The following is a 19,351-nucleotide window of genomic DNA, read 5'->3' as shown; positions in this document are numbered from 1 at the left end:
CTGGGCGTCCAGCCAAGCCGAGTCATCGTCGGGGCTTTGTGTTCGAAGCCATGAGGGGCCTCGCACCCAATTGACAGATTTTTCTGTCAATTGGCAGACTGTCGGCCATGAGATACCTCGAGGAGCCCGACCAGGTCCGGATGGCGCTGTCGCCGATCCGGCGGCGGCTGCTTGAGCTGCTGCGCGAGCCGTCGTCGGCGAGCCGGTTGGCCGAGGAACTCGACCTGCCCCGGCAGCGGGTGAACTACCACCTGAAAGAACTGGAGAAGGCCGGACTGGTCGAGCTGGTCGAGGAGCGGCAGCGGCGTGGGTTCACCGAGCGGGTACTGCAGGCCACCGGCGCCACGCTGGTAGTCGATCCCGCGGTGATGGGCCGCGCCTTCGATCGCATTCAGGACCAGTACTCGGCCGAGCACCTGGTAGAGGTGGCCGCCGGGACCGTGCGCGAGATCGCGCGGATGCAGGCCGAAGCCGACAAGGCCGGGCAACGGCTGCTGACCTTCACCGTCGAGGCCGAGGTCCGGTTCGCCGAGCCCGGCGACCTGCACCGGTTCGCCGACACCCTGGCCGAGGCCGTCCGCCGGACGGTGGAGGCGTTCGACTCTCCCGGCGGCCGCCCGTACCGATTGATCGCGGGCGCCCACCCGGCACCGCGCAAGCCACACACTGGAGGAGACAGCGATGACTGACACCCCGCGGATCCAGGTCACTGTGGCCGCACCGCCCAGTACGGTCCGGGGCGCGTTCCGGGACAGGGACAGGATCCGGCACTGGCACGGCTGGGAGTTCGACGGTGGCCCGGACGGCAGCCTGGACGAGGAGATCGAGCTCATCTACTTCACCGACGTGGCCGCCGACGATCGCGTGATCAACCTGAACGGCGGCGACCGAGTCGAACTCGAACCGGTCGAGAGCGGCACCCGGGTCACACTCACCCGCGCGGCACCCGGCGACGATCCCGACTGGGCCAAGTACTACGACGACATCACCGAGGGCTGGATCACCTTCCTGCACCAGCTCAAGTTCATGCTCGAGCGGCACCCCGCCGACGCCCGCCGGACCGTCTTCCTGTCAGGCACGGGCAAGACCTCACCGCTGACGGCGCTCGACACGGCGGAGCTGTCCCCCGGTCAGAGGTATCAGCTGGAGCTCCCGGGCGAGACCGCGACCGGCCAGGTCTTTTACCGCTCGCAACACCAGCTCGGACTGACCGTCGACGGCTGGAACGACGGACTTCTGGTCCTGAGCCACAATCCTGACAGCGGTGCGTGCATGGCCGTCCTCAGCCTGTATGAGGTCGGCGAGAGCCGCCACGCGGAACTGAGCAAGCAGTGGAACGACTGGTGGACGGAGACGGTGCTGTCCTGACCGTTGCGCCGCCCAGGGGGCCTGAGGCCACTTCCGGCTTCGTTCCCGTCGCTCCCCGTCAGGCGGGGAGGGCGGCCAGGAGGTAGGCGAGGCGGGCGGCGGCGGCCTCCACGTCGTCGGCCGTGCCGAGCCGGTAGCCCCACGACGTGACGAAGCTGCCGTCGTCGGAGCAGGTGACGTTCTCGGCCAGTGTGGTGGAGAAACGGTTGCGCACGCACACGAACGCCGGGTCGCTCGCCAGGGACAGGCTCTGGACGGACAGGTCGGCGTGACGACCCGCGAACCTCGCGAACTGCTCCAGGCAGAGCGCGGTGTCAAGCATCATGCGTCACCTCCGCATCGTCTCGCGCCAGAATTGCACGATCTTGAGGAGGAGGGCAAGCAATTGCGAGGATTAATGTGGGGATTGTTTGCGGTATTCGTTAAGAATCCGGATGATGGTGTCCCGCCCGGCTTCGCCGAACTCCGCGACTTTCGCGTAATCGTCGAAGGCGCGAACGTAGAACGCCACGTCGTCGGGATCGCGCAGCACCAGATCCTTCGTCATGGTGGCGACCCCGACCATGGCCTCGTTGTAGATCCAGAAGCCGTTGACCGGCGCCGACGGCAGCTCCTGGGTGAACGGGATCACGCCGAACTGCACGTTCGGCAGTGAGCTGACCGCGAGCAGCCGGTCGACCTGGCCGAGCATCACGTCGTGCGGGGCCAGCCGGGTGTGCAGCACCGCCTCCGGCACCACGAACCTGAACGTGCGCGTGCGGTCGTAGAGGATCTCCTGGCGCTGCATCCGCACCCGCACCGCCGCGTCGATCTGGTCGGCCGCGCTGTAGAGGCGCCTGACCTTGCGGAACACGTGGCGGGCGTACTCGGAGGTCTGCAGCAGGCCGGCCAGGATGCCCGGCTCGAACACCCGGAACAGCTTGGTGCGCGCCTCCAGGTCGCGCACGTCCTCCTGGAGGGCGGCCAGGCCGCTGCGGTGGCGCTGCTTCCAGCCGTCGTGCCGCTCCAGCAGGGCGATGGCCTGGGCGATCAGCTCGTCCGTGACCTCGGGTGGCGCCTTCACCGCCTGCGCCCACACCACGACGTCGTCCTCGGACGGGGTCTGCCGGGCGTTCTCCAGGCGGGAGACCTTGGACGGCTGCCAGCGCAGCCGTTCGGCCAGCTCCTTGCCCGTGAGGCGGGCCGCCTCACGCAATTGCCGGAGCTGCCCGCCGAGGTCGGCACGCGCCTGTTGAAACGACGTCACGACGCAAGAGGCTAGCCCCGGGCCGGTGGATCATGCCAGGCCCAGTCGCGCAATCGTGACCGGCCGGTCGCGGGGGGTGGTCACTTTCCCGATGTCCCGAGGCCGCGCGGGGCTGAGCAGGGGGTCAGGCGGGCAGGACCCGGCGGGCGATCTCCGTGATGAGCTCGCGGGGCACCTCGACCGCGGTCTCGCCGTCGAGCACGTCCCGCAGGTCGGCCAGGGCCTCGGCGTCGGTGACCTGGAGCCCCTGGATGACGATGGTGCCGCGGTCGGTCTCGTACAGGGTCGGGCAGGCGCCGGCGTCCGACGTGGAACCCAGGAACCGCATCCGCATGACGATCCTTCCCCGAACAACTGCAATTGCGCGCAATTGTAGGGGACAACTTCCTACTTGTGATCCTTTTTCGGAAAAATCGGGATATTGGGCTATGTGGGGGTTATGTCGAAATCGAGTCGCGCATGATGTGCCCGGCCCGTTCGAACAGCGACAGCGTGGTGGCGTGCAGCAGATCGCCGATGTCCTTGGGCGCCTTGCCGGCGAACGCGCGGGCGTGGGTGCCCTCCAGCACGATGCCGAGCTTGAAGCAGGCCATCACCGCGTACCAGTCGATCGCCGACAGGTCGCGGTCGGACAGCGCCGCGTAGCAGTCGACGATCTCCCGGGGCGAGGCCAGCCCCGGCACCAGCCCCGCGGCCTGCGGCCACATCGCCACCAGCCAGCCGAGGTCGACCAGCGGATCGCCGATCGTGCACATCTCCCAGTCGACGATCGCCGCCACCCGGGGGCCGTCGTGGGCGAACATCAGGTTGGCGAAGTGATAGTCGCCGTGCATGATCCCCGGCGTGAACGACGCGGGCCGGTTGGCCTCCAGCCACGCCGCCGTCTCGGCCAGCCCGGGAATCCGCGGCCCCGGGTAGCCGTCGAGCTCCCCGTAGGAGTCGAGCTCCCGCATCCAGCGCGGCACCTGCCGCTCCAGGAACCCCTCCGGCCGGCCGAACCCCGGCAGCACCCCCGGGTCGACGCGCCCGAGCTCGGCCAGCGCCGAGGCGGCCTCCAGGCCCATCCGGTGCCGGATCGCCGGGTCGGAGGCGTGCGGCTCGGGCAGCCCGGTCGACGGGTTGAAGCCGTCGACCGGCTCCATCAGGTAGAACACCGGCTCTTCCGCCGTCTGCGCGGCGACCAGCCGGGGCGCCGCGACGGGCGTGTCACGCAGCGCCGCCAGCACCCGCGCCTCGCGCCGCAGCACCTCGTTGCTCTTGGCGCGGGCGTGCTGCGGGGGCCTGCGCAGGATGTACGGGCGGCCGCCGCGCTCGAAGCGGACCATGACGTTCTGGGTGCCGCCGGGCACCGGCGCCAGGCCGGTGATCGGCCCTTCGGGCAGGCCCTGCGCGTCCATCCAGGCGCCGAGACCGGCGAGGTCGACGGCGTTGACGTCGATGTGGGTGGCGGACATGACGGCCCTTCGACAGAACGATATTCTGGTGATCGACCCTACGAGAGCGCCGATCCGCCGGTCAACCCAGCGCCTGCATGAACGGCAGGAACTGCCGCGCGCGGTCACCCGGCAGGTCGCCGCCGCGCACCATGAGCGACACCTGCCAGGGGGCGCCGATGCCGTGCTCGGCCGCCCAGCCGGCCAGGTCCTCCTTGGCCAGGTCGAGGTCCAGGCGCACCTCGCCGCCCACGTCGAGGGCCAGGTCGCCGATCAGCGCCCGCGCGGTCTCCTCGTCCCCCGCCACGACGGGGCCGATGACCACGTTGTCGTCGTTGCGCCAGCAGTGCCCGAAGCCGCCCTCGGCGATCCGCACCCGCTCGCCGAAGGTGAACATCCTGCGCAGCAGCGGCGACCGGTCGGTGCCGAACGCGTCGGCGTCGAGCGCCAGGATCGTCTCCAGGTCGGCCTCCGTCGCCGGGCGCGTCCGGCCGGAGTGCTCGCCGCCGAAGACGCCGGTCCGCTTGGCGACGTGCCCGACCGTGCGGAAGCCGAGCCGCTCGTACAGGGGGCGGCCGTTCTCGGTGGCGTGCAGCGACACGATCCGGTCGCCCGCCTGGGCGATCACGTGCTCCATCAGGCGGCGGGCCAGCCCCTGCCGGCCGTAGCGGGAGGCGGTCAGCACCATGCTGATCACCGCGTGGTCGTCGCCGTAGCGGGTCAGGATCGTGGTCGAGGCCAGGCCGTCGCCGTCGGGCGCGTCGATCCCGTAGACCTCGCCGACCTCGAACAGCAGCGTCCACTTGTGCCGCTCGGGCAGCCAGCCCCGGTCCTTGGCCAGCCGGCCGCAGGCGTCCAGGTCGTCGAGGGTCAGACGGCGTACGTGCATGGCCGCCATCCTCCTGTACGGCACCCCGGCGGCTCAAAGTGTTTTCCGTCACCGCGACCATGGAGGGATGCAATGCGTTATAGCGGTAGATGTCGGCGGCACCACCATCAAAGGTGGACTTGTCGCTCGTGACGGCACAATCCTCCACCATGAGCGCCGTCCCACCCCGCGCGCCGACGGCCCGGACCGCGTCGTCGCCGCCGTCTCCGCCCTCATCGCCGACCTCGCCGCCCGCCCGGGCGCCGCGCCCGAGGCCGTCGGCCTGGCCGTGCCCGGCCTCGTCACGCCCACCCACGCCGTCTACTCGGCCGCGATCGGCTGGCGCGACGTCCCGGCGGGCGCCTTCACCACCCTGGACCTCCCGCTCGCCCTGGGCCACGACGTCCGCTCCGCCGGGGACGCCGAGCTGACCTACGGCGTCACCGAGCGGACGCCCGGCCACGTGCTGTACGTGCCGATCGGCACCGGCATCGCCGGCGCGCTGGTGCTGAACGGCTCCCTGTACGGCGGCGCGTCCGGCTGGGCCGGGCAGCTCGGGCACATCCCGGTACGCCCCGCCGGGCCGTCCTGCGCGTGCGGCCAGCGCGGCTGCCTGACCCTGTACGCGTCGGCGTCGGCCATCGCCGCCCGGTGCGGCGAGTCGTCGGCGGCCGACGTGGTGCGCCGCGCGGCCGAGGGCGACCCAGTGGCGGCCGAGGTCTGGGACGACGCCCTGGCGGCCCTGGCCGCCGCCCTGGCCACCTGCACGCTGCTGCTGGACCCGGCGCTGATCGTCATCGGCGGCGGCCTCTCACGCGCCGGTGACGCCCTCCTGGGCCCGCTGCGCGAGCACCTGGCGGGCCGGCTGACCTTCCGCCGCCCGCCCCGCGTGCGCGCCTCGGCGCTCGGCGTGGACGCGGGGCTCCTCGGCGCGGCCCTGCTCGGCTTCCGCGCCCTCGCCTGACCGCGCCGAAGAACAGCCGTGCCGCCGCTCACTCCAGGAGGGACGCCGGGATCTCCACCTCCTGGGCGCGCAGCTCCTCGCCCAGCGCCTTGGCCTGCGGGTCGGGCCGGGCGCTGGCCGCGACACCCCTGCCCAGCAGGCCGTGCACGACGAAGTTCAGCGCGTTCAGGTTGGGCAGCTCGTAGCGGTCCACCTGGTGGGCGGCCAGCTCCGGCAGCAGCTCCTTCAGCCGCCCGACGGTCAGGTGGGCCGCCAGCCAGGCGTACTGCGCGGCTGTGGTGGTCCACACGCCCAGGTTCGCGTTGCCGCCCTTGTCGCCCGACCGCGCCCCGACCACCCGCCCCAGCGGGACCCGTACCGGCTCCCCACCGGCCACCGGCGCGTCCGGGACGGCCGGGACGGGCCGCTCGGGCGGGTCGGGGAAGGGCGGGGGCGGGCCGTCCGGGGGCAGCAGCTCGCCGTCCACGCGGACCTCCGGCGTGACCGCCGACGCCGGGACCAGCACCGGCCAGTAGACGCCGTACGGCGACGCCGCGCCGGGCGGGGAGAGCGCGTGGAAGCCCGGGTAGCTGGCCAGGCCCGTCTCCACCACGGCGGAGGAGAACGCCCGGCCCGCCCGGCCCGGGTCGGGATCCATGACCGTGATGCGCAGCAGCCCGTCCGCCCGGGAGACCTCCACCCGCTCGAACGACTCCTTGGGCACCCGCGCCCAGATGGCCTCCTCGGCGACCCGGGCCTTGGCCTCCTGGTCCAGGCCGGTCAGCACGAGCGTCATCGTGTTGCGGTAGCCCGCCGGGCAGGTGACCGCGACCTTGAGCGTGCCGGGCGGCGGATCTCCGCGCACGCCGCTGATGCGCACCCGGTCGGGCCCGTCGCCGGACAGCGTGATCGTGTCGAAGCGGGCCACCACGTCGGGCCCCGGATAGGCGGGCCCGGCGATCTCGTACAGGAGCTGCGCCGTCACCGTGCCGACCGACACCAGGCCGCCCGTGCCGGGATGCTTGGTGATCACGCTGGAGCCGTCGGCGTGCAGCTCGGCCAGCGGGAAGCCGCAGTGCGCCAGGTCGGGCACGTCGCGGAAGAACGCGTAGTTGCCGCCGGTGGCCTGGCAGCCGCACTCGATGACGTGGCCGGCGACGACCGAGCCCGCCAGCGCGTCCAGGTCGCCGGGCCGCCACCCGTAGCGCCAGATGCCCGGCCCCGTGACCAGGGCGGCGTCGGTGACGCGGCCGGTCACCACCACGTCCGCGCCCGCCGACAGCGCGGCGGCGATGGGCCGGCCGCCCAGGTAGGCGTTGGCGGTCAGCGGCGTGGCGGTCAGCCGTTCGCCGGTGTCGGCGTTGACCAGGTCGAGGTCCGTCCCGGTCAGGTCGTCGCCGGTCACGCAGGCGACGCTGGGGGACAGGCCGAGCCGGGCGGCCAGCTCGTGCACGGCCTCCGCGCAGCCCGCCGGGTCGAGGCCGCCGGCGTTGGCGACGATCCTGATGCCCCGGTCCAGGCACGGCCCGAGGACGTCCTCCAGCTGCCGCAGGAACGTGGGCGCGTAGCCGGGGCGGCCCTTGAGCCGGTTGCCCGCCAGGATGAGCATCGTCAGCTCGGCCAGCCAGTCGCCGGTCAGCACGTCGATGGGGCCGCCCTCGACCATCTCGCGGGCGGCCGAGAGCCGGTCGCCGTAGAAGCCGCTGCAGTTGGCCACCCGCAGCGGCCCGCTTCCAGCCCCGGCCCCGGTCACGGGACCCAGCGGGGCGGGCGCTTGGCGGCGAAGGCGGCGATGCCCTCGCGGCCCTCGTCGGAGGTGAAGCGCTCGGCCGACAGCTCCGTCATCCGGCTCAGCCCCTCCTCGAACGACAGCGCCGGCACCTCCCTGACCAGGCGCTTGGTGATGGCCAGCGCCTCCGGGCCGCCCTTGAGCAGCATGCCGGCGTAGTGGGCGACGGCCTCGTCCAGCTCCTCCTCCGGGACGGCGCGGGTCAGCAGGCCGATCTCCACCGCCCGGGCCGCCGGGAACACCTCGCCGGTCATCAGGTATTCGGCCGCCGCCCTCGGGTCCAGCCGCCGCAGCACCGGCACCGAGATCATCGCGGGCACCACGCCCAGCCGCACCTCGGTGAACGCGAACGACGCCGTCACCGGCGCGATCGCGAAGTCGCACGAGGCCACCAGCCCGAGCCCGCCCGCGCGGGCGGTGCCGTTGAGCCGGCAGATCACCGGCTTCGGGCTCTCCCAGAGGGTGGCCATCACCTGCGGGAACGCGGAGGTGACCGGCGCGTCGGAGCCCGCGGCCCGCTGCTCCTTCAGGTCGGCGCCGGAGCTGAACACGTGCCCGGTGCCCGTCAGCACGATCACCCGCGCCGACGGCTCGGCCAGCGCCCACTCCAGGCGGTCGGTCAGGTCGGCGAGCAGGCGGGTGGACAGGGCGTTGCGGTTCGGCGGCGAGTCGAGCGTGATCGTCGCGATGCCGCCGGACAGCTCCTTGTGGACCAGGCGCGTCATGATTCCCTTTCTTCGATGATCGCCAGTACGGCTCCCGCCTCGACCTGGCGGCCCTGGCGCGCGTGCACGGCCGAGACGACGCCGCCCGCCGGGGCGGTGATCAGATGCTCCATCTTCATCGCCTCCAGCACCAGCACCGGCTGGCCCTTCTCCACCCGGGTGCCCGCCTCGACCTCGACGCGCAGCACGTTGCCCGGCATCGGGGCCAGCAGCGACCCGGGGGCGACGTGCTCGGCGGGCTCCTGCAGCCTCGGCACCGGCGTCAGCGTGACCGACTCGTCCGGCCCGTCCACGTACACCTTCCCGCCGTCGTAGTGGGCCACCTCGAACGCCTGCCGCACCGTGCCGCGTTCCAGCACCACCCGGTACGCGTCGCCAGCGCGGGCGACCTCGGTCACCGTCACGCCCTCGGGCAGCGGGTCGTAGACCGCCTCGGCCTCCTCGAAGCGGGCCGTGCGCGGCTGCGAGCGGACGTTGCGCCACCCGCTGGGAAGGCCGCGCAGGACCGGGGCGCGCTCGCGGTTGGCGGCGGCCAGGGCCAGCGCGGCGGCCAGCACCGCGAGGTCCGACGGGGGCGCGGGGGCGGGCTCCGGATGGAGGTCGAGGAACCCGGTGTGCGTCTCCCCCCGCAAGAAGTCCTGATTTTTCAGGATGTGAAGGAGAAGATCGCGGTTCGTGGTGAGCCCGTGAATCCTGGCCCCGCGCAGCGCCCGGGCCGTCCTGCGCACCGCCTCGTCCCGATCGGCCCCGTACCCGACGATCTTGGCCAGAAGCGCGTCGTAGTGCGGCGGCACCGCCGACCCGCTCTCCACCCCCGCGTCGACCCGCACCCCCTCCGGCACCTCGAACCGGTGCAGAACCCCCGCCTGCGGCAGGAAGGCGCGGTCCTCCGCGTACAGCCGCACCTCCACCGCGTGGCCCGACGGGCGCGGCGGCCCCGGCGGCAGCGCCGCGCCCCGCGCCACCTCGATCTGCCATCGGACCAGGTCGATCCCGTGGACCAGCTCGGTCACCGGATGCTCGACCTGCAGCCGGGTGTTCATCTCCAGGAACGCCACCCGCTCGCCCCTGACCAGGAACTCGACGGTGCCCGCGCCGACGTAGCCGATCGCCCTCGCCGCCCGCACGGCCGCGTCCTCCAGCTCGGCCCGCAGGGCGGCGGTGACGCCGGGCGACGGGCACTCCTCGACGACCTTCTGATGCCGGCGCTGCACGCTGCACTCGCGCTCGCCCAGCGCCCACACGCCGCCGTGGCGGTCGGCCAGCACCTGCACCTCGACGTGCCGGGCGCCCTCCAGCAGCGGCTCGGCGAACACGCCGCCGTCGCCGAAGGCCGCCTCCGCCTCCCGCCGCGCCGACTCCACCGCCCGCGCCAGCTCGCCCGGATCGCGGACGACCCGCATGCCGCGCCCGCCGCCGCCCGCGCTCGCCTTCACCAGCAGCGGGAACTCCCACCCCGGGCCTGGCTCCCCGTCCACCGGCAGCGACGGCAGCACCGGCACGCCCGCCTCCGCCATCAGCCGCTTGGCCGCCGGCTTTGAGCCCATCGCGGCGATCGCCGAGGGCGGCGGCCCCACCCACACCAGCCCCGCGTCGAGCACCGCCTGCGCGAACGCCGCGTTCTCCGACAGGAACCCGTAACCCGGATGGACCGCGTCGGCCTCCGACGCCCGGCACGCCTCGATCAGCCGGTCGGCCGCCAGGTAGGTCTCGGCGGGCGTGACCCCGCTCAGCCGCACCGCGCGGTCGGCCTCCGCCACGTGCGGGGCGCGGGCGTCGGCGTCGGAGAAGACCGCGACCGTCTCGACGCCGAGCTCGCGGCAGGTGCGGAAGACCCGGCGGGCGATCTCGCCCCGGTTGGCCACCAGCAGACGTGTGATCACGGCCGGAACACCCCGAACCCGGCGGGCTCCGGCACCGGCGCGCTGTTGATCGCCGACAGGCACAGCCCCAGCACCGTCCGCGTGTCACGAGGGTCGATCACGCCGTCGTCGTAGAGCCGCCCCGACAGGAAGAACGGCAGCGACTCCGCCTCGATCCGCTCCTCCACCATCGCCCGCATCGCCGCGTCCGCCTCCTCGTCGTACGCCTGGCCGCGCGCCAGCGCCGACGCCCGGCCGACGATCGACAGCACCCCGGCGAGCTGCGCCGGGCCCATCACCGCCGACTTGGCGCTCGGCCAGCTGAACAGGAACCGCGGATCGTAGGCCCGACCGCACATCCCGTAGTTGCCCGCCCCGTAGGAGGCGCCCATCACCACCGTCAGATGCGGCACCGTCGAGTTGGACACCGCGTTGATCATCATGGCGCCGTGCTTGATGATGCCGCCCTGCTCGTACTCCTTGCCGACCATGTAACCCGTCGTGTTCTGCAGGAAGACCAGCGGCGTGCGCGACTGGTTGGCGAGCTGGATGAACTGCGCCGCCTTCTGCGCCTCCTCGCTGAACAGCACCCCGCGCGCGTTCGCCAGCACGCCCACCGGATAGCCGTGCAGCCGCGCCCACCCCGTCACCAGCGACGCCCCGTACAGCGGCTTGAACTCCTCGAACGCGCTGCCGTCGGCGATGCGGGCGATCACCTCGCGCGGGTCGAACGGCACCTTCAGGTCCTCCGGCACGATCCCCAGCAGCTCCTCCGCCGGATAGAGCGGATCGCGCACGGCGCCAGGCCGCGCGCCCAGCTTGCGCCAGCCGAGCGAGCGCACGATCCGGCGGCCGATCCGCAGCGCGTCGTGCTCGTCGGCCGCCAGGTAGTCGGCCAGGCCGCTCACCCGGGCGTGCATCTCCGCGCCGCCCAGCGACTCCTCGTCGGACTCCTCGCCGGTCGCCATCCTGACCAGCGGCGGCCCGCCCAGGAACACCTTCGCCCGCTCGCGCACCATCACCACGTGGTCGCTCATCCCCGGCACGTACGCGCCCCCGGCCGTCGAGTTGCCGAACACCAGCGCGATCGTCGGGATCCCCGCCGCCGACAGCCGCGTCAGGTCACGGAAGATCCGGCCGCCCGGGATGAAGATCTCCTTCTGCGTCGGCAGGTCCGCGCCGCCGCTCTCCACCAGATTGACGTACGGCAGGCGGTTGGCCAGCGCGATGTCGGCGGCGCGCAGCGTCTTGCGCAGCGTCCACGGGTTCGAGGCGCCGCCGCGCACCGTCGGGTCGTTCGCGGTGATCACGCACTCGACGCCCTCGATCACCCCGATGCCCGTCACCACGCTCGCGCCCACCGGGAAGTCGCTGCCCCACGCCGCCAGCGGCGACAGCTCCAGGAACGGCGAATCCGCGTCGACCAGCAGCTCGATCCGCTCGCGCGCCAGCAGCTTGCCCCGGTCGCGGTGGCGGCGCACGTAGCGCTCACCGCCGCCCGCGACCGCCTTGGCGTGCTCGGCGTCGAGCTCGGCCAGCTTGCCCAGCATCGCCTCCCGCCGCCGCGCGTAGTCGGGGCCGGACGTGTCGAGCGTGCTGACGATCACGACGCATACCGTAACCCGTCGCCCGGGTCAGCCGCAGTGGCTCCAGCCCGACTTCCAGGTCAGACCGGCCCAGGTGCCGCCCCAGATGACACACTTGCCCTTCCCGGGCAGCCGGACCGGGCCCGCGTAGGCGGTGAACTTGCCCGGGTTGCTGCCGGTCGAGCCGCCCTTCACCTGAAGGATCGCGTTCATCTGGACCTTGCCCGGATACACCAGGCGCGACATCGTCACCACGCAGTTCCGGCCCGCGCCGCTGTTGTAGAGCAGGTAGATCGTCGCCTTGGTGCCCAGCGCGCGCTTGTTGATCACCTTGTAGCCGGAGCCGCACACCCCGGCCGGCGTGTACGGGTTCGGCTTCAGCGGCGTCGGCTTCACCGTGGGCTTGACCGTCGGCTTCTTCGTCGGGATGCTCGTCGGCTGCTGCGACACGTCCGCCGGCGGCGAGCCCGTCGGCTCCGACTCGGGCTCGACCCGGTCCGCCGGCTTCTGCGTCGGCTCCTGGGTCCGCGTCTTGGTCTTCGTCGGCTCCGGGCGGCGCGTCGCCGGCTGCCGCGTCGGCTGCGTGATCGGGTCCGGCACCTGGGCCACGCCGTCGTCCTTCGGCCTGGCCTTCGTCTTCGTCGGCTTCGGCTCGTCGATGTCCAGCTCCGGGACCGTCGACGGGGCGACGCTCGGCGGGTTGACCACCTCCGGCGGGATCTGCGCGTCCGTGGTGGGGGAGGACACCGAGGTGTTGCCGACGGCCACCACGGTCTGCGGCTTGGAGTTCGCCTGGACCACCACGGCCCCGGCCACCACCAGCAGCGCCGCGGCCGCCGCGCCGGACAGCGCGAACGTCAGCGTCCGCCGCTGTCCCGGCTGCCCGCCCTTGGCGGGCTGCCCCTGCGGCCCGCCGGGTCCTTGCGCCATCCCCGGCCCCTGAGGCCCACCGGGCCCTCGCGGCGGCTGCGCGCCGCCTTGGCCGTGCGGCGGCTGCGCGCCGCCCTGGGCGTGCGGGGCGCCGTAACCCTGCGGGGCGGCCTGGCCGTGCGGTCCGCCGGGGCCGTGCGGGGGCCGGCCGTGCGCGGCGCCCTGCCCCTGAGGGCCGCCCTGCCCCTGAAGGCCGCCCTGGCCCTGCGGCTGGGCGGCGGCCTGGGGCTGGGCCCCGCCGTGCGTCCCGGCGGGCGCGGGCCCCGGCTGAGGACCGGCGGCAGGCGCGGATCCCGGCTGGCCACCGGCGGTGGGCGCGGGCCCCGCCTGGTGAGCGGCCGCGGGGCCGCTCGGCGTGGGGCGGCCGTACGGGCCGGTCTCCGGGACGGGGTTGTCGCCGCCCCGCCAGGCAGCCGCCTGGGGCGTCCAGCCCTGGGGAGCGATCTGGGCGGTGGGCCCCGTGAGCGGCTCGATGGCCGCGTTGGGGGCCGGCTGGCCGGTGAGGCGGACGATGAGCTGGTCGGCCGTGGGCCGCTGGGCGGGGTCCTTGGACAGGCAGGCCGCCACCAGCTCGGCGAGCGTGCCGTCCATGCCGCCGAGCTGCGGCTCCTCGTGGAGGATGCGGTTCATGACCACGGGGATCGAGTCGGACCCGAAGGCCGGCTTGCCCGTGGCCGCGTACACCATCGTGACGCCCCAGGCGAACACGTCGGCGGCCTCCGACACCGGGGAGGCGGCGGTGAGCTGCTCGGGCGCGAGGTAGGACGGGGTGCCCATCGCCATGCCGGTGGCCGTGGCGCCGGGGGAGTCGAGGGCGCGGGCGATGCCGAAGTCGATCACCACCGGGCCTTCGGGGCCCATGAGCACGTTGGCGGGCTTGAAGTCGCGGTGCAGGATGCCGGCCCGGTGGATGGCGGCCAGCGCGGTGGCGGTGCTGATGGCGAGCCGTTCGAGGGCGGCGCCGCGGCGCGGGCCCTCGTTGATGACGAGCTCGCGCAGCGACGGCCCGGGCACGTACTCGCTGACGATGTAGGGCCGGCTGCCTTCGAGGTCGGCGTGGAGCACGGGGGCGGTGCAGAAGCGGGCGACCCGCTGGGCGACCGCGACCTCGCGCAGGAAGCGGCTGCGCGCCTCGGGGTCGGCGACGAGCGCGTGGTGCAGGAGCTTGACGGCAGCCTGCTCACCGGACTCGGCCTTGCCCAGATAGACGACCCCTTGACCACCCTCGCCGAGCCGGGCGACGATCTCGTACTCGCCCAGCCGCCGCGGGTCGTCCGCCATCAGCGGCTGGAACTGATTCACCCCGGACCCCCATAACAGAACGATCTCTGGGGCGAAACGCTACCAGCGTGACACTTGGTACGTACGCCGACCTGCTAGATCATTCACCTTTACCCCCGCAAGTCAGGGTTTCTGCGCAGGTCGTGGCTCAGGTCACGGGTTGGTGAACAATAGCTGATCAGATGGCCTTGCCCGGGTTCAGCAGTCCCAGCGGGTCGAAGACGGCCTTGATCCCGTGCTGCACCTCGTGCGCCACCGGCCCCGACTCCAGGGCCAGCCAGCGCCGTTTGAGCACCCCGACGCCGTGCTCGCCGGTCAGCGTGCCGCCGAGTTCGAGCGCCCGGGTGAAGATCTCGTCCGCCGCCGCCCACACCTCGGCGGGCGGCTCGGTCGTCCCGTGCTCGAAGACGAACGTCGGGTGCAGGTTGCCGTCGCCCGCGTGCGCGACCGTGCAGATGCGCACGCCGTGCCGGACGGCGGCGGCCTCGATGGCGCCGATCATGTCGGGCAGCACCGAGCGGGGCACGCACACGTCCTCGACCAGGCACGCGCCGAGGCGCTCCTTGGCCTGGTAGGCCATCCGGCGCAGCCCGATCAGCTCCTCGGTCTCCTGCGGGCTGGACGACACGGCCACGAACGTGGCGCCGTTGTCGAGGCAGAGGCGTTCCATGCGGGCGGCCACCTCCTGGCTGTCGGCGGCGTCGGACTGCCCGATCAGCATCGCCATCGTGGCGGGCTCCAGGCCGATGTTGCGCCAGTCGTCGATGGCCTGGAGCGTGGCCCGGTCCAGCAGCTCCATCAGCGACGGCTGGCACCCCGCCGCCATGATCGCGGTCACGGCGGCGCCCGCGTCGCGCAGCGAGCCGAACTCGGCGGCGAACGTCGCGGGCGGCGCGACCGGCGCCCGCCGCAGCCGGACGGTGGCCGAGGTGATCACGCCCAGCGTGCCCTCGGAGCCGACGAACAGCCCGGTCAGGTCGTACCCGGTGACGCCCTTCACGGTCCGCCGCCCGGTCTGGAGCACCCGGCCGTCGGCCAGCACGACCTCCAGGCCCAGCGCCGAGTCGCGGGTGACCCCGTACTTGACGCAGCGCAGCCCGCCCGCGTTCGTGGCCAGGTTGCCGCCGATCGTGGAGATCTCGTACGAGGACGGGTCGGGCGCGTACATGAGCCCGTGCTCGCGCGCGGCCCTGTCGAGGTCGGCGGTGATCACGCCGGGCTCGACCACGGCGATCTCGTCCACCGGCGAGAGCTCCCGGATCGCGGTCATCCTGGCCAGCGACAGCACCACCGACCCGTCGGTGGCCGTGGCGGCGCCCGCCAGCCCGCTGCCCGCGCCGCGCGGCACCACGGGCACCCGGTGCTCGGTGGCCCAGCGCATGGTGGTCACCACGTCGTCGCGGGAGGCGGCCAGCACCACTCCCAGAGGCTTGCCCGGGGCCACGAACGTGCGGTCGCGGGCGTAGGAGTCGATCACGTCCGGGTCGGTGACGACACGGCCGCCGGGCAGGGAGTTCACCAGAGCGTCAATGGGTCTCACATGAGAAACCTTACGGTTTGCGTGGACGGTGGCTTACGGCCAGACTGCCCGGGTGGAAGTGAGCTGTCCGGTGTGTACGCAGGTCGACCAGGTCGTCTCGGTGCCCGGAGCGGTCGCGGCGGGGACCACGTACCGGATCGGCAGGGTACGCATGCCCGGCGACCGCCAGGTCGCCGATCTGCCCACCGGGTCCGCGCTGGGCGCGTCCAAGCACCAGATGAGCCGCACGCAGCTCGCCGTGTGGCTGTCGTTCCCCAGCCGCCACTACGCGCCCTGGTCGAGGAACCAGGGCTACCTGCTGCTGCTCGTCGCCGCACTCGCGCACCTGGTGGTGGGGCTGGTGCTGGCCATGGGCAAGCACTCCGGGTGGGCCGAGGTGCTGCTCGCGCCGTTCTGCCTGACGGGCGTGCTGTGGGGGTTCGGGATGCTGTTCGTGCTCGGCGCGCACGCGGCGCGCAAGCGCGACCTGGCCGAGGGGCCGGCCAGGGAGAAGGCGCTCGCCGTCTGGGAGGGGCTCTACTACTGCTCGCGCGACAACGTCGCGTTCGAGCCGGGGGTCGGCGTCTCGTTCCATCCGAGCGAGACGCGCGAGTACATCTTCGGCTTCCGCCGCTCCGGCGCCGCCTGACCGGTCACGTCACCGGCCGGGCGGTCACTCCGGGGCCGGGGTGCTTACGCGTGCTTACGCGTGCTCCTCGGCGACGAGGCGGACGCAGACGGCCAGGCCGGTGATGGCCTGCTCCAGCTCCTCCAGGCCGGGGTAGGTGGGCGCGATGCGGATCGTGCGGTCGTCGGGGTCCTGGCCGTAGGGGTGGGTGGCGCCGGCCGGGGTCAGCGCGATGCCCGCGGCCTTGGCCTTGGCCACCACCTCGGCGGCGTGCGGCACCTCCAGGCTGATGAAGTAGCCGCCCTTCGGGCTGGTCCAGGTGGCCAGGTCGCCGAGCTCCTTGGCGAGCACCCGGTCGACCACCTCGAACTTGGGCCCGATCAGCTCGGCGTGCTTGCGCATGTGCGCGGCCACGCCGTCGGCGTCGCGCAGGAACTCCACGTGGCGCAGCTGGTTGAGCTTGTCGGGGCCGATGGACTGCTTGCGCGTGTTGTCGAGGAACCAGGCGACGTTGGCCGGGGAGGAGCCGAAGAACGCCACGCCCGCGCCGGCCAGCGTCACCTTCGAGGTGGAGCCGTAGACGAAGGCGCGGTCGGGGTTGCCGTGCTCGGCGCAGAGCGCGAGCAGGTCGGCGAGCTCGGCCGGGGTGTCGGTCAGGTGGTGGACGGCGTAGGCGTTGTCCCAGAAGATGCGGAAGTCGGGCGCGGCGGCGGGCATGGCGGCCAGGCGGCGCACGGTCTCGTCGCTGTAGACGATGCCGGACGGGTTGCTGTACTTGGGCACGCACCAGATGCCCTTGACGCTCGCGTCCTCGGCGACCAGGCGCTCGACGACGTCCATGTCGGGGCCCTCGGCGTTCATGGGCACCGGGACCATCTTGATCCCGAACTCCTGGCAGATGGTGAAGTGCCGGTCGTAGCCGGGCACCGGGCACAGGAACGTGATCTCCGGCTCCTCCACCCAGCGGCGCCCGGCGCCGGGCACCTTGCTCAACAGCGCGTGCACGACGGTGTCGTGCATCATCGCCAGGCTGGCGTTGCCGCCCACCACGAGCTGCGCGGGCGGCACCTGGAGCAGCGGCCCGAACAGCTCGCGCAGCTCCGGCAGCCCCTGCAGGTCGCCGTAGTTGCGCGCGTCGAGGCCGCCCGCGGTCACGTGGGTGGTCGGGAGCTTGAGCATGTCGTCGGAGAGGTCGAGCTGGCGCGGTGACGGCTTGCCCCTGGTGAGGTCGAGCTTGAGTCCCTGCTGGACAAGGGCGGCATAGTCACGCGAAGCGTTCACGGGATTCTTCTCCTCCGATCGGGTCGCTACGAAGGATAGAAGACTTCGCCGCCGAGGCAGGCACGGGTCCGGGATGTGGATGTCTTTGCCCGGAACGACTTCACGGACGGCGGCCGGTGGCGTGGAATGGGGTGATCGGGGCAGGCCATACCTCTCGACCGGATGGAGCAGCCGTGACCAGCGTGCGCGAGACGTCGATCGAGCGGGTCAGGCGGCGCCGCACCGGGACCGTGCTCACGTCCTGGCTGACCACGACCGACCACAAGGTCATCGGGTACCTGTATCTGATCACCTCGTTCGCGTTCTTCCTGATCGCGGGCGTCATGGCCATGATCATCCGCGCGGAGCTGGCCCAGCCGGGGATGCAGGTCGTCAACCAGGACATGTACAACCAGCTGTTCACCATGCACGGCACGATCATGCTGCTGCTGTTCGCCACGCCGCTGTTCGCCGGGTTCGCCAACGTGGTCATGCCGCTGCAGATCGGCGCCCCCGACGTGGCCTTCCCCCGGCTGAACGCGGTGGCGTACTGGCTGTTCCTGTTCGGCGGGCTCATGGTGGTGGCCGGGTTCTTCACGCCGGGCGGGGCGGCCGACTTCGGCTGGTTCGCCTACACACCGCTGTCGTCCTCCGCCTACTCGCCGCAGGTCGGCGGCGACCTGTGGATCATGGGGCTGGCGATGTCGGGCCTCGGCACGATCCTCGGCGCGGTCAACTTCATCACCACGATCATCGGCATGCGGGCGCCGGGCATGACGATGTTCCGGATGCCGCTGTTCACCTGGAACGTGCTGCTGACCAGCATGCTCGTGCTGCTGGCGTTCCCGGTGCTGGCGGCGGCGCTGCTGGCGCTGGAGGCCGACCGCAAGCTCGGCACGCACATCTACGACCCGGCCAACGGCGGGCCGATCCTGTGGCAGCACCTGTTCTGGTTCTTCGGCCATCCCGAGGTCTACATCATCGCGCTGCCGTTCTTCGGGATCATCACCGAGGTCATCCCGGTCTTCAGCCGCAAGCCGATCTTCGGCTACATGGGGCTGGTCGGGGCCACGATCGCGATCGCCGGGCTGTCGATGACGGTGTGGGCGCACCACATGTTCCCCACCGGACAGGTGCTGCTGCCGTTCTTCTCGTTCATGACGTTCCTCATCGCGGTGCCGACGGGTGTGAAGTTCTTCAACTGGATCGGCACCATGTGGCGGGGGCATCTGACGTTCGAGACTCCGATGCTGTTCGCGATCGGGTTCCTGGTGACGTTCCTGCTCGGCGGGCTGACCGGCGTCATCCTGGCCTCCCCGCCGCTCGACTTCCACATCAGCGACACGTACTTCGTCGTCGCGCACTTCCACTACGTGGTCTTCGGCACCGTCGTGTTCGCCATGTTCGCCGGGTTCTACTTCTGGTGGCCCAAGATGACCGGCCGGATGCTCGGCGACCGGCTCGGCAAGGTGCACTTCTGGACGCTGTTCATCGGTTTCCACACCACGTTCCTGGTGCAGCACTGGCTCGGGCAGATCGGCATGCCGCGCCGCTACGCCGACTACGGCCCGGCCGACGGGTTCACCGCGCTCAACCAGCTCTCGTCGCTGGGCGCGTTCCTGCTCGGGCTGTCGACGCTGCCGTTCCTCTACAACGTCTGGAAGACCGCCAGGCACGCGCCCAAGGTCACGCTCGACGACCCCTGGGGCTACGGCAACTCCCTCGAATGGGCGACCTCCTGCCCGCCGCCCCGGCACAACTTCACGTTCATGCCGCCGATCCGCTCCGAACGGCCCGCCTTCGACCTCCACTACCCGCACGAGGACGAGACGGGCGAGCGGGCCGAACCCGGCGAACCCGGCGAACCCGGCGAGAAAACGTCCGACTGACCTTTCCCGGACCGGGCCGCGGTG

General features: G+C 72.3%; 17 protein-coding genes. 5 read left to right on the top strand and 12 right to left on the bottom strand.

The window, feature by feature from the left end; all coding sequences use genetic code 11:
• Nucleotides 1–107 precede the first annotated feature (107 nt).
• Both AB0J53_RS05460 and AB0J53_RS05455 read left to right on the top strand, forming a co-directional pair.
• A complete protein-coding gene (locus tag AB0J53_RS05460) occupies nucleotides 108–689 on the top strand; it encodes a helix-turn-helix domain-containing protein (RefSeq protein WP_364168820.1) in 582 nt (193 codons plus the stop codon).
• On the top strand, nucleotides 682–1,368 hold the full coding sequence (locus tag AB0J53_RS05455) for a hypothetical protein (protein ID WP_364168818.1): 687 nt from the start codon (nucleotides 682–684) through the stop codon (nucleotides 1,366–1,368). Before AB0J53_RS05460 ends, AB0J53_RS05455 begins: the two co-directional genes overlap by 8 nt.
• Before the next feature lie 58 nt (nucleotides 1,369–1,426).
• Here AB0J53_RS05455 and AB0J53_RS05450 read toward each other — a convergent pair whose 3' ends face one another.
• The 5 genes from AB0J53_RS05450 to AB0J53_RS05430 all read right to left on the bottom strand — a co-directional run bounded on the left by AB0J53_RS05450 (nucleotide 1,427) and on the right by AB0J53_RS05430 (nucleotide 4,936).
• Nucleotides 1,427–1,693, bottom strand: a complete 267-nt coding sequence (locus tag AB0J53_RS05450) for a hypothetical protein (protein WP_364168817.1) — start codon at nucleotides 1,691–1,693, stop codon at nucleotides 1,427–1,429.
• 69 nt (nucleotides 1,694–1,762) lie between these two features.
• Complete coding sequence (locus tag AB0J53_RS05445) at nucleotides 1,763–2,614, bottom strand: helix-turn-helix transcriptional regulator (protein WP_219507467.1); 852 nt, start codon at nucleotides 2,612–2,614, stop codon at nucleotides 1,763–1,765.
• Nucleotides 2,615–2,738: 124 nt separating this feature from the next.
• Nucleotides 2,739–2,948, bottom strand: coding sequence for a hypothetical protein (locus tag AB0J53_RS05440; RefSeq protein WP_357590763.1), 210 nt, complete (start codon nucleotides 2,946–2,948; stop codon nucleotides 2,739–2,741).
• Nucleotides 2,949–3,051: 103 nt separating this feature from the next.
• The gene (locus AB0J53_RS05435; protein ID WP_364168814.1) at nucleotides 3,052–4,068 is read right to left on the bottom strand and encodes a phosphotransferase family protein; all 1,017 of its coding nucleotides are present in this window, start codon (nucleotides 4,066–4,068) and stop codon (nucleotides 3,052–3,054) included.
• A 61-nt stretch (nucleotides 4,069–4,129) separates the two neighbouring features.
• Nucleotides 4,130–4,936, bottom strand: a complete 807-nt coding sequence (locus tag AB0J53_RS05430) for a GNAT family N-acetyltransferase (RefSeq protein WP_364168812.1) — start codon at nucleotides 4,934–4,936, stop codon at nucleotides 4,130–4,132.
• A gap of 67 nt (nucleotides 4,937–5,003) precedes the next feature.
• Here AB0J53_RS05430 and AB0J53_RS05425 point away from each other — a divergent pair, with 67 nt between their 5' ends.
• Nucleotides 5,004–5,879 (top strand): ROK family protein, encoded by an 876-nt coding sequence (locus AB0J53_RS05425; RefSeq protein ID WP_364168810.1) that lies wholly within the window; start codon nucleotides 5,004–5,006, stop codon nucleotides 5,877–5,879.
• Between the two features lie 28 nt (nucleotides 5,880–5,907).
• Here AB0J53_RS05425 and AB0J53_RS05420 read toward each other — a convergent pair whose 3' ends face one another.
• The 6 genes from AB0J53_RS05420 to AB0J53_RS05395 all read right to left on the bottom strand — a co-directional run bounded on the left by AB0J53_RS05420 (nucleotide 5,908) and on the right by AB0J53_RS05395 (nucleotide 15,571).
• Nucleotides 5,908–7,611, bottom strand: coding sequence for an acyclic terpene utilization AtuA family protein (locus AB0J53_RS05420; protein ID WP_364168809.1), 1,704 nt, complete (start codon nucleotides 7,609–7,611; stop codon nucleotides 5,908–5,910).
• Nucleotides 7,608–8,372, bottom strand: a complete 765-nt coding sequence (locus AB0J53_RS05415; protein WP_364168808.1) for an enoyl-CoA hydratase-related protein — start codon at nucleotides 8,370–8,372, stop codon at nucleotides 7,608–7,610. Before AB0J53_RS05415 ends, AB0J53_RS05420 begins: the two co-directional genes overlap by 4 nt.
• Nucleotides 8,369–10,255: a biotin carboxylase N-terminal domain-containing protein gene (locus tag AB0J53_RS05410; protein ID WP_364168807.1), complete on the bottom strand. Its 1,887-nt coding sequence runs from the start codon at nucleotides 10,253–10,255 to the stop codon at nucleotides 8,369–8,371. The genes AB0J53_RS05415 and AB0J53_RS05410 overlap by 4 nt, the downstream gene beginning before the upstream one ends.
• A complete protein-coding gene (locus AB0J53_RS05405; RefSeq protein WP_364169835.1) occupies nucleotides 10,252–11,784 on the bottom strand; it encodes a carboxyl transferase domain-containing protein in 1,533 nt (510 codons plus the stop codon). Before AB0J53_RS05405 ends, AB0J53_RS05410 begins: the two co-directional genes overlap by 4 nt.
• 84 nt (nucleotides 11,785–11,868) lie before the next feature.
• Nucleotides 11,869–14,052 (bottom strand): protein kinase, encoded by a 2,184-nt coding sequence (locus AB0J53_RS05400; protein WP_364168805.1) that lies wholly within the window; start codon nucleotides 14,050–14,052, stop codon nucleotides 11,869–11,871.
• A gap of 157 nt (nucleotides 14,053–14,209) precedes the next feature.
• Nucleotides 14,210–15,571: an FAD-linked oxidase C-terminal domain-containing protein gene (locus AB0J53_RS05395; protein WP_308125851.1), complete on the bottom strand. Its 1,362-nt coding sequence runs from the start codon at nucleotides 15,569–15,571 to the stop codon at nucleotides 14,210–14,212.
• A 70-nt stretch (nucleotides 15,572–15,641) separates the two neighbouring features.
• On the opposite strand from AB0J53_RS05395, the gene AB0J53_RS05390 reads away from it, so the two are divergent.
• Nucleotides 15,642–16,199 carry a hypothetical protein gene (locus AB0J53_RS05390; protein ID WP_219507455.1) on the top strand — a complete coding sequence of 186 codons (558 nt, stop codon included), beginning with the start codon at nucleotides 15,642–15,644 and terminating at the stop codon, nucleotides 16,197–16,199.
• 54 nt (nucleotides 16,200–16,253) lie between these two features.
• Here AB0J53_RS05390 and AB0J53_RS05385 read toward each other — a convergent pair whose 3' ends face one another.
• Nucleotides 16,254–17,459: an aminotransferase class I/II-fold pyridoxal phosphate-dependent enzyme gene (locus tag AB0J53_RS05385; protein ID WP_219507454.1), complete on the bottom strand. Its 1,206-nt coding sequence runs from the start codon at nucleotides 17,457–17,459 to the stop codon at nucleotides 16,254–16,256.
• 173 nt (nucleotides 17,460–17,632) lie between these two features.
• Between AB0J53_RS05385 and ctaD the strand changes: the two genes are divergently transcribed.
• Nucleotides 17,633–19,327, top strand: coding sequence for a cytochrome c oxidase subunit I (gene ctaD / locus AB0J53_RS05380; RefSeq protein WP_364168802.1), 1,695 nt, complete (start codon nucleotides 17,633–17,635; stop codon nucleotides 19,325–19,327).
• Nucleotides 19,328–19,351: the final 24 nt, after the last annotated feature.

The organism is Nonomuraea sp. NPDC049725 (assembly GCF_040674795.1).
GTDB classification, from domain to species: Bacteria; Actinomycetota; Actinomycetes; order Streptosporangiales; family Streptosporangiaceae; genus Nonomuraea; species Nonomuraea ceibae.
The sequence above is the reverse complement of the archived record's forward strand: the minus strand, read 5'-3'. Positions and strand labels throughout refer to the sequence as shown.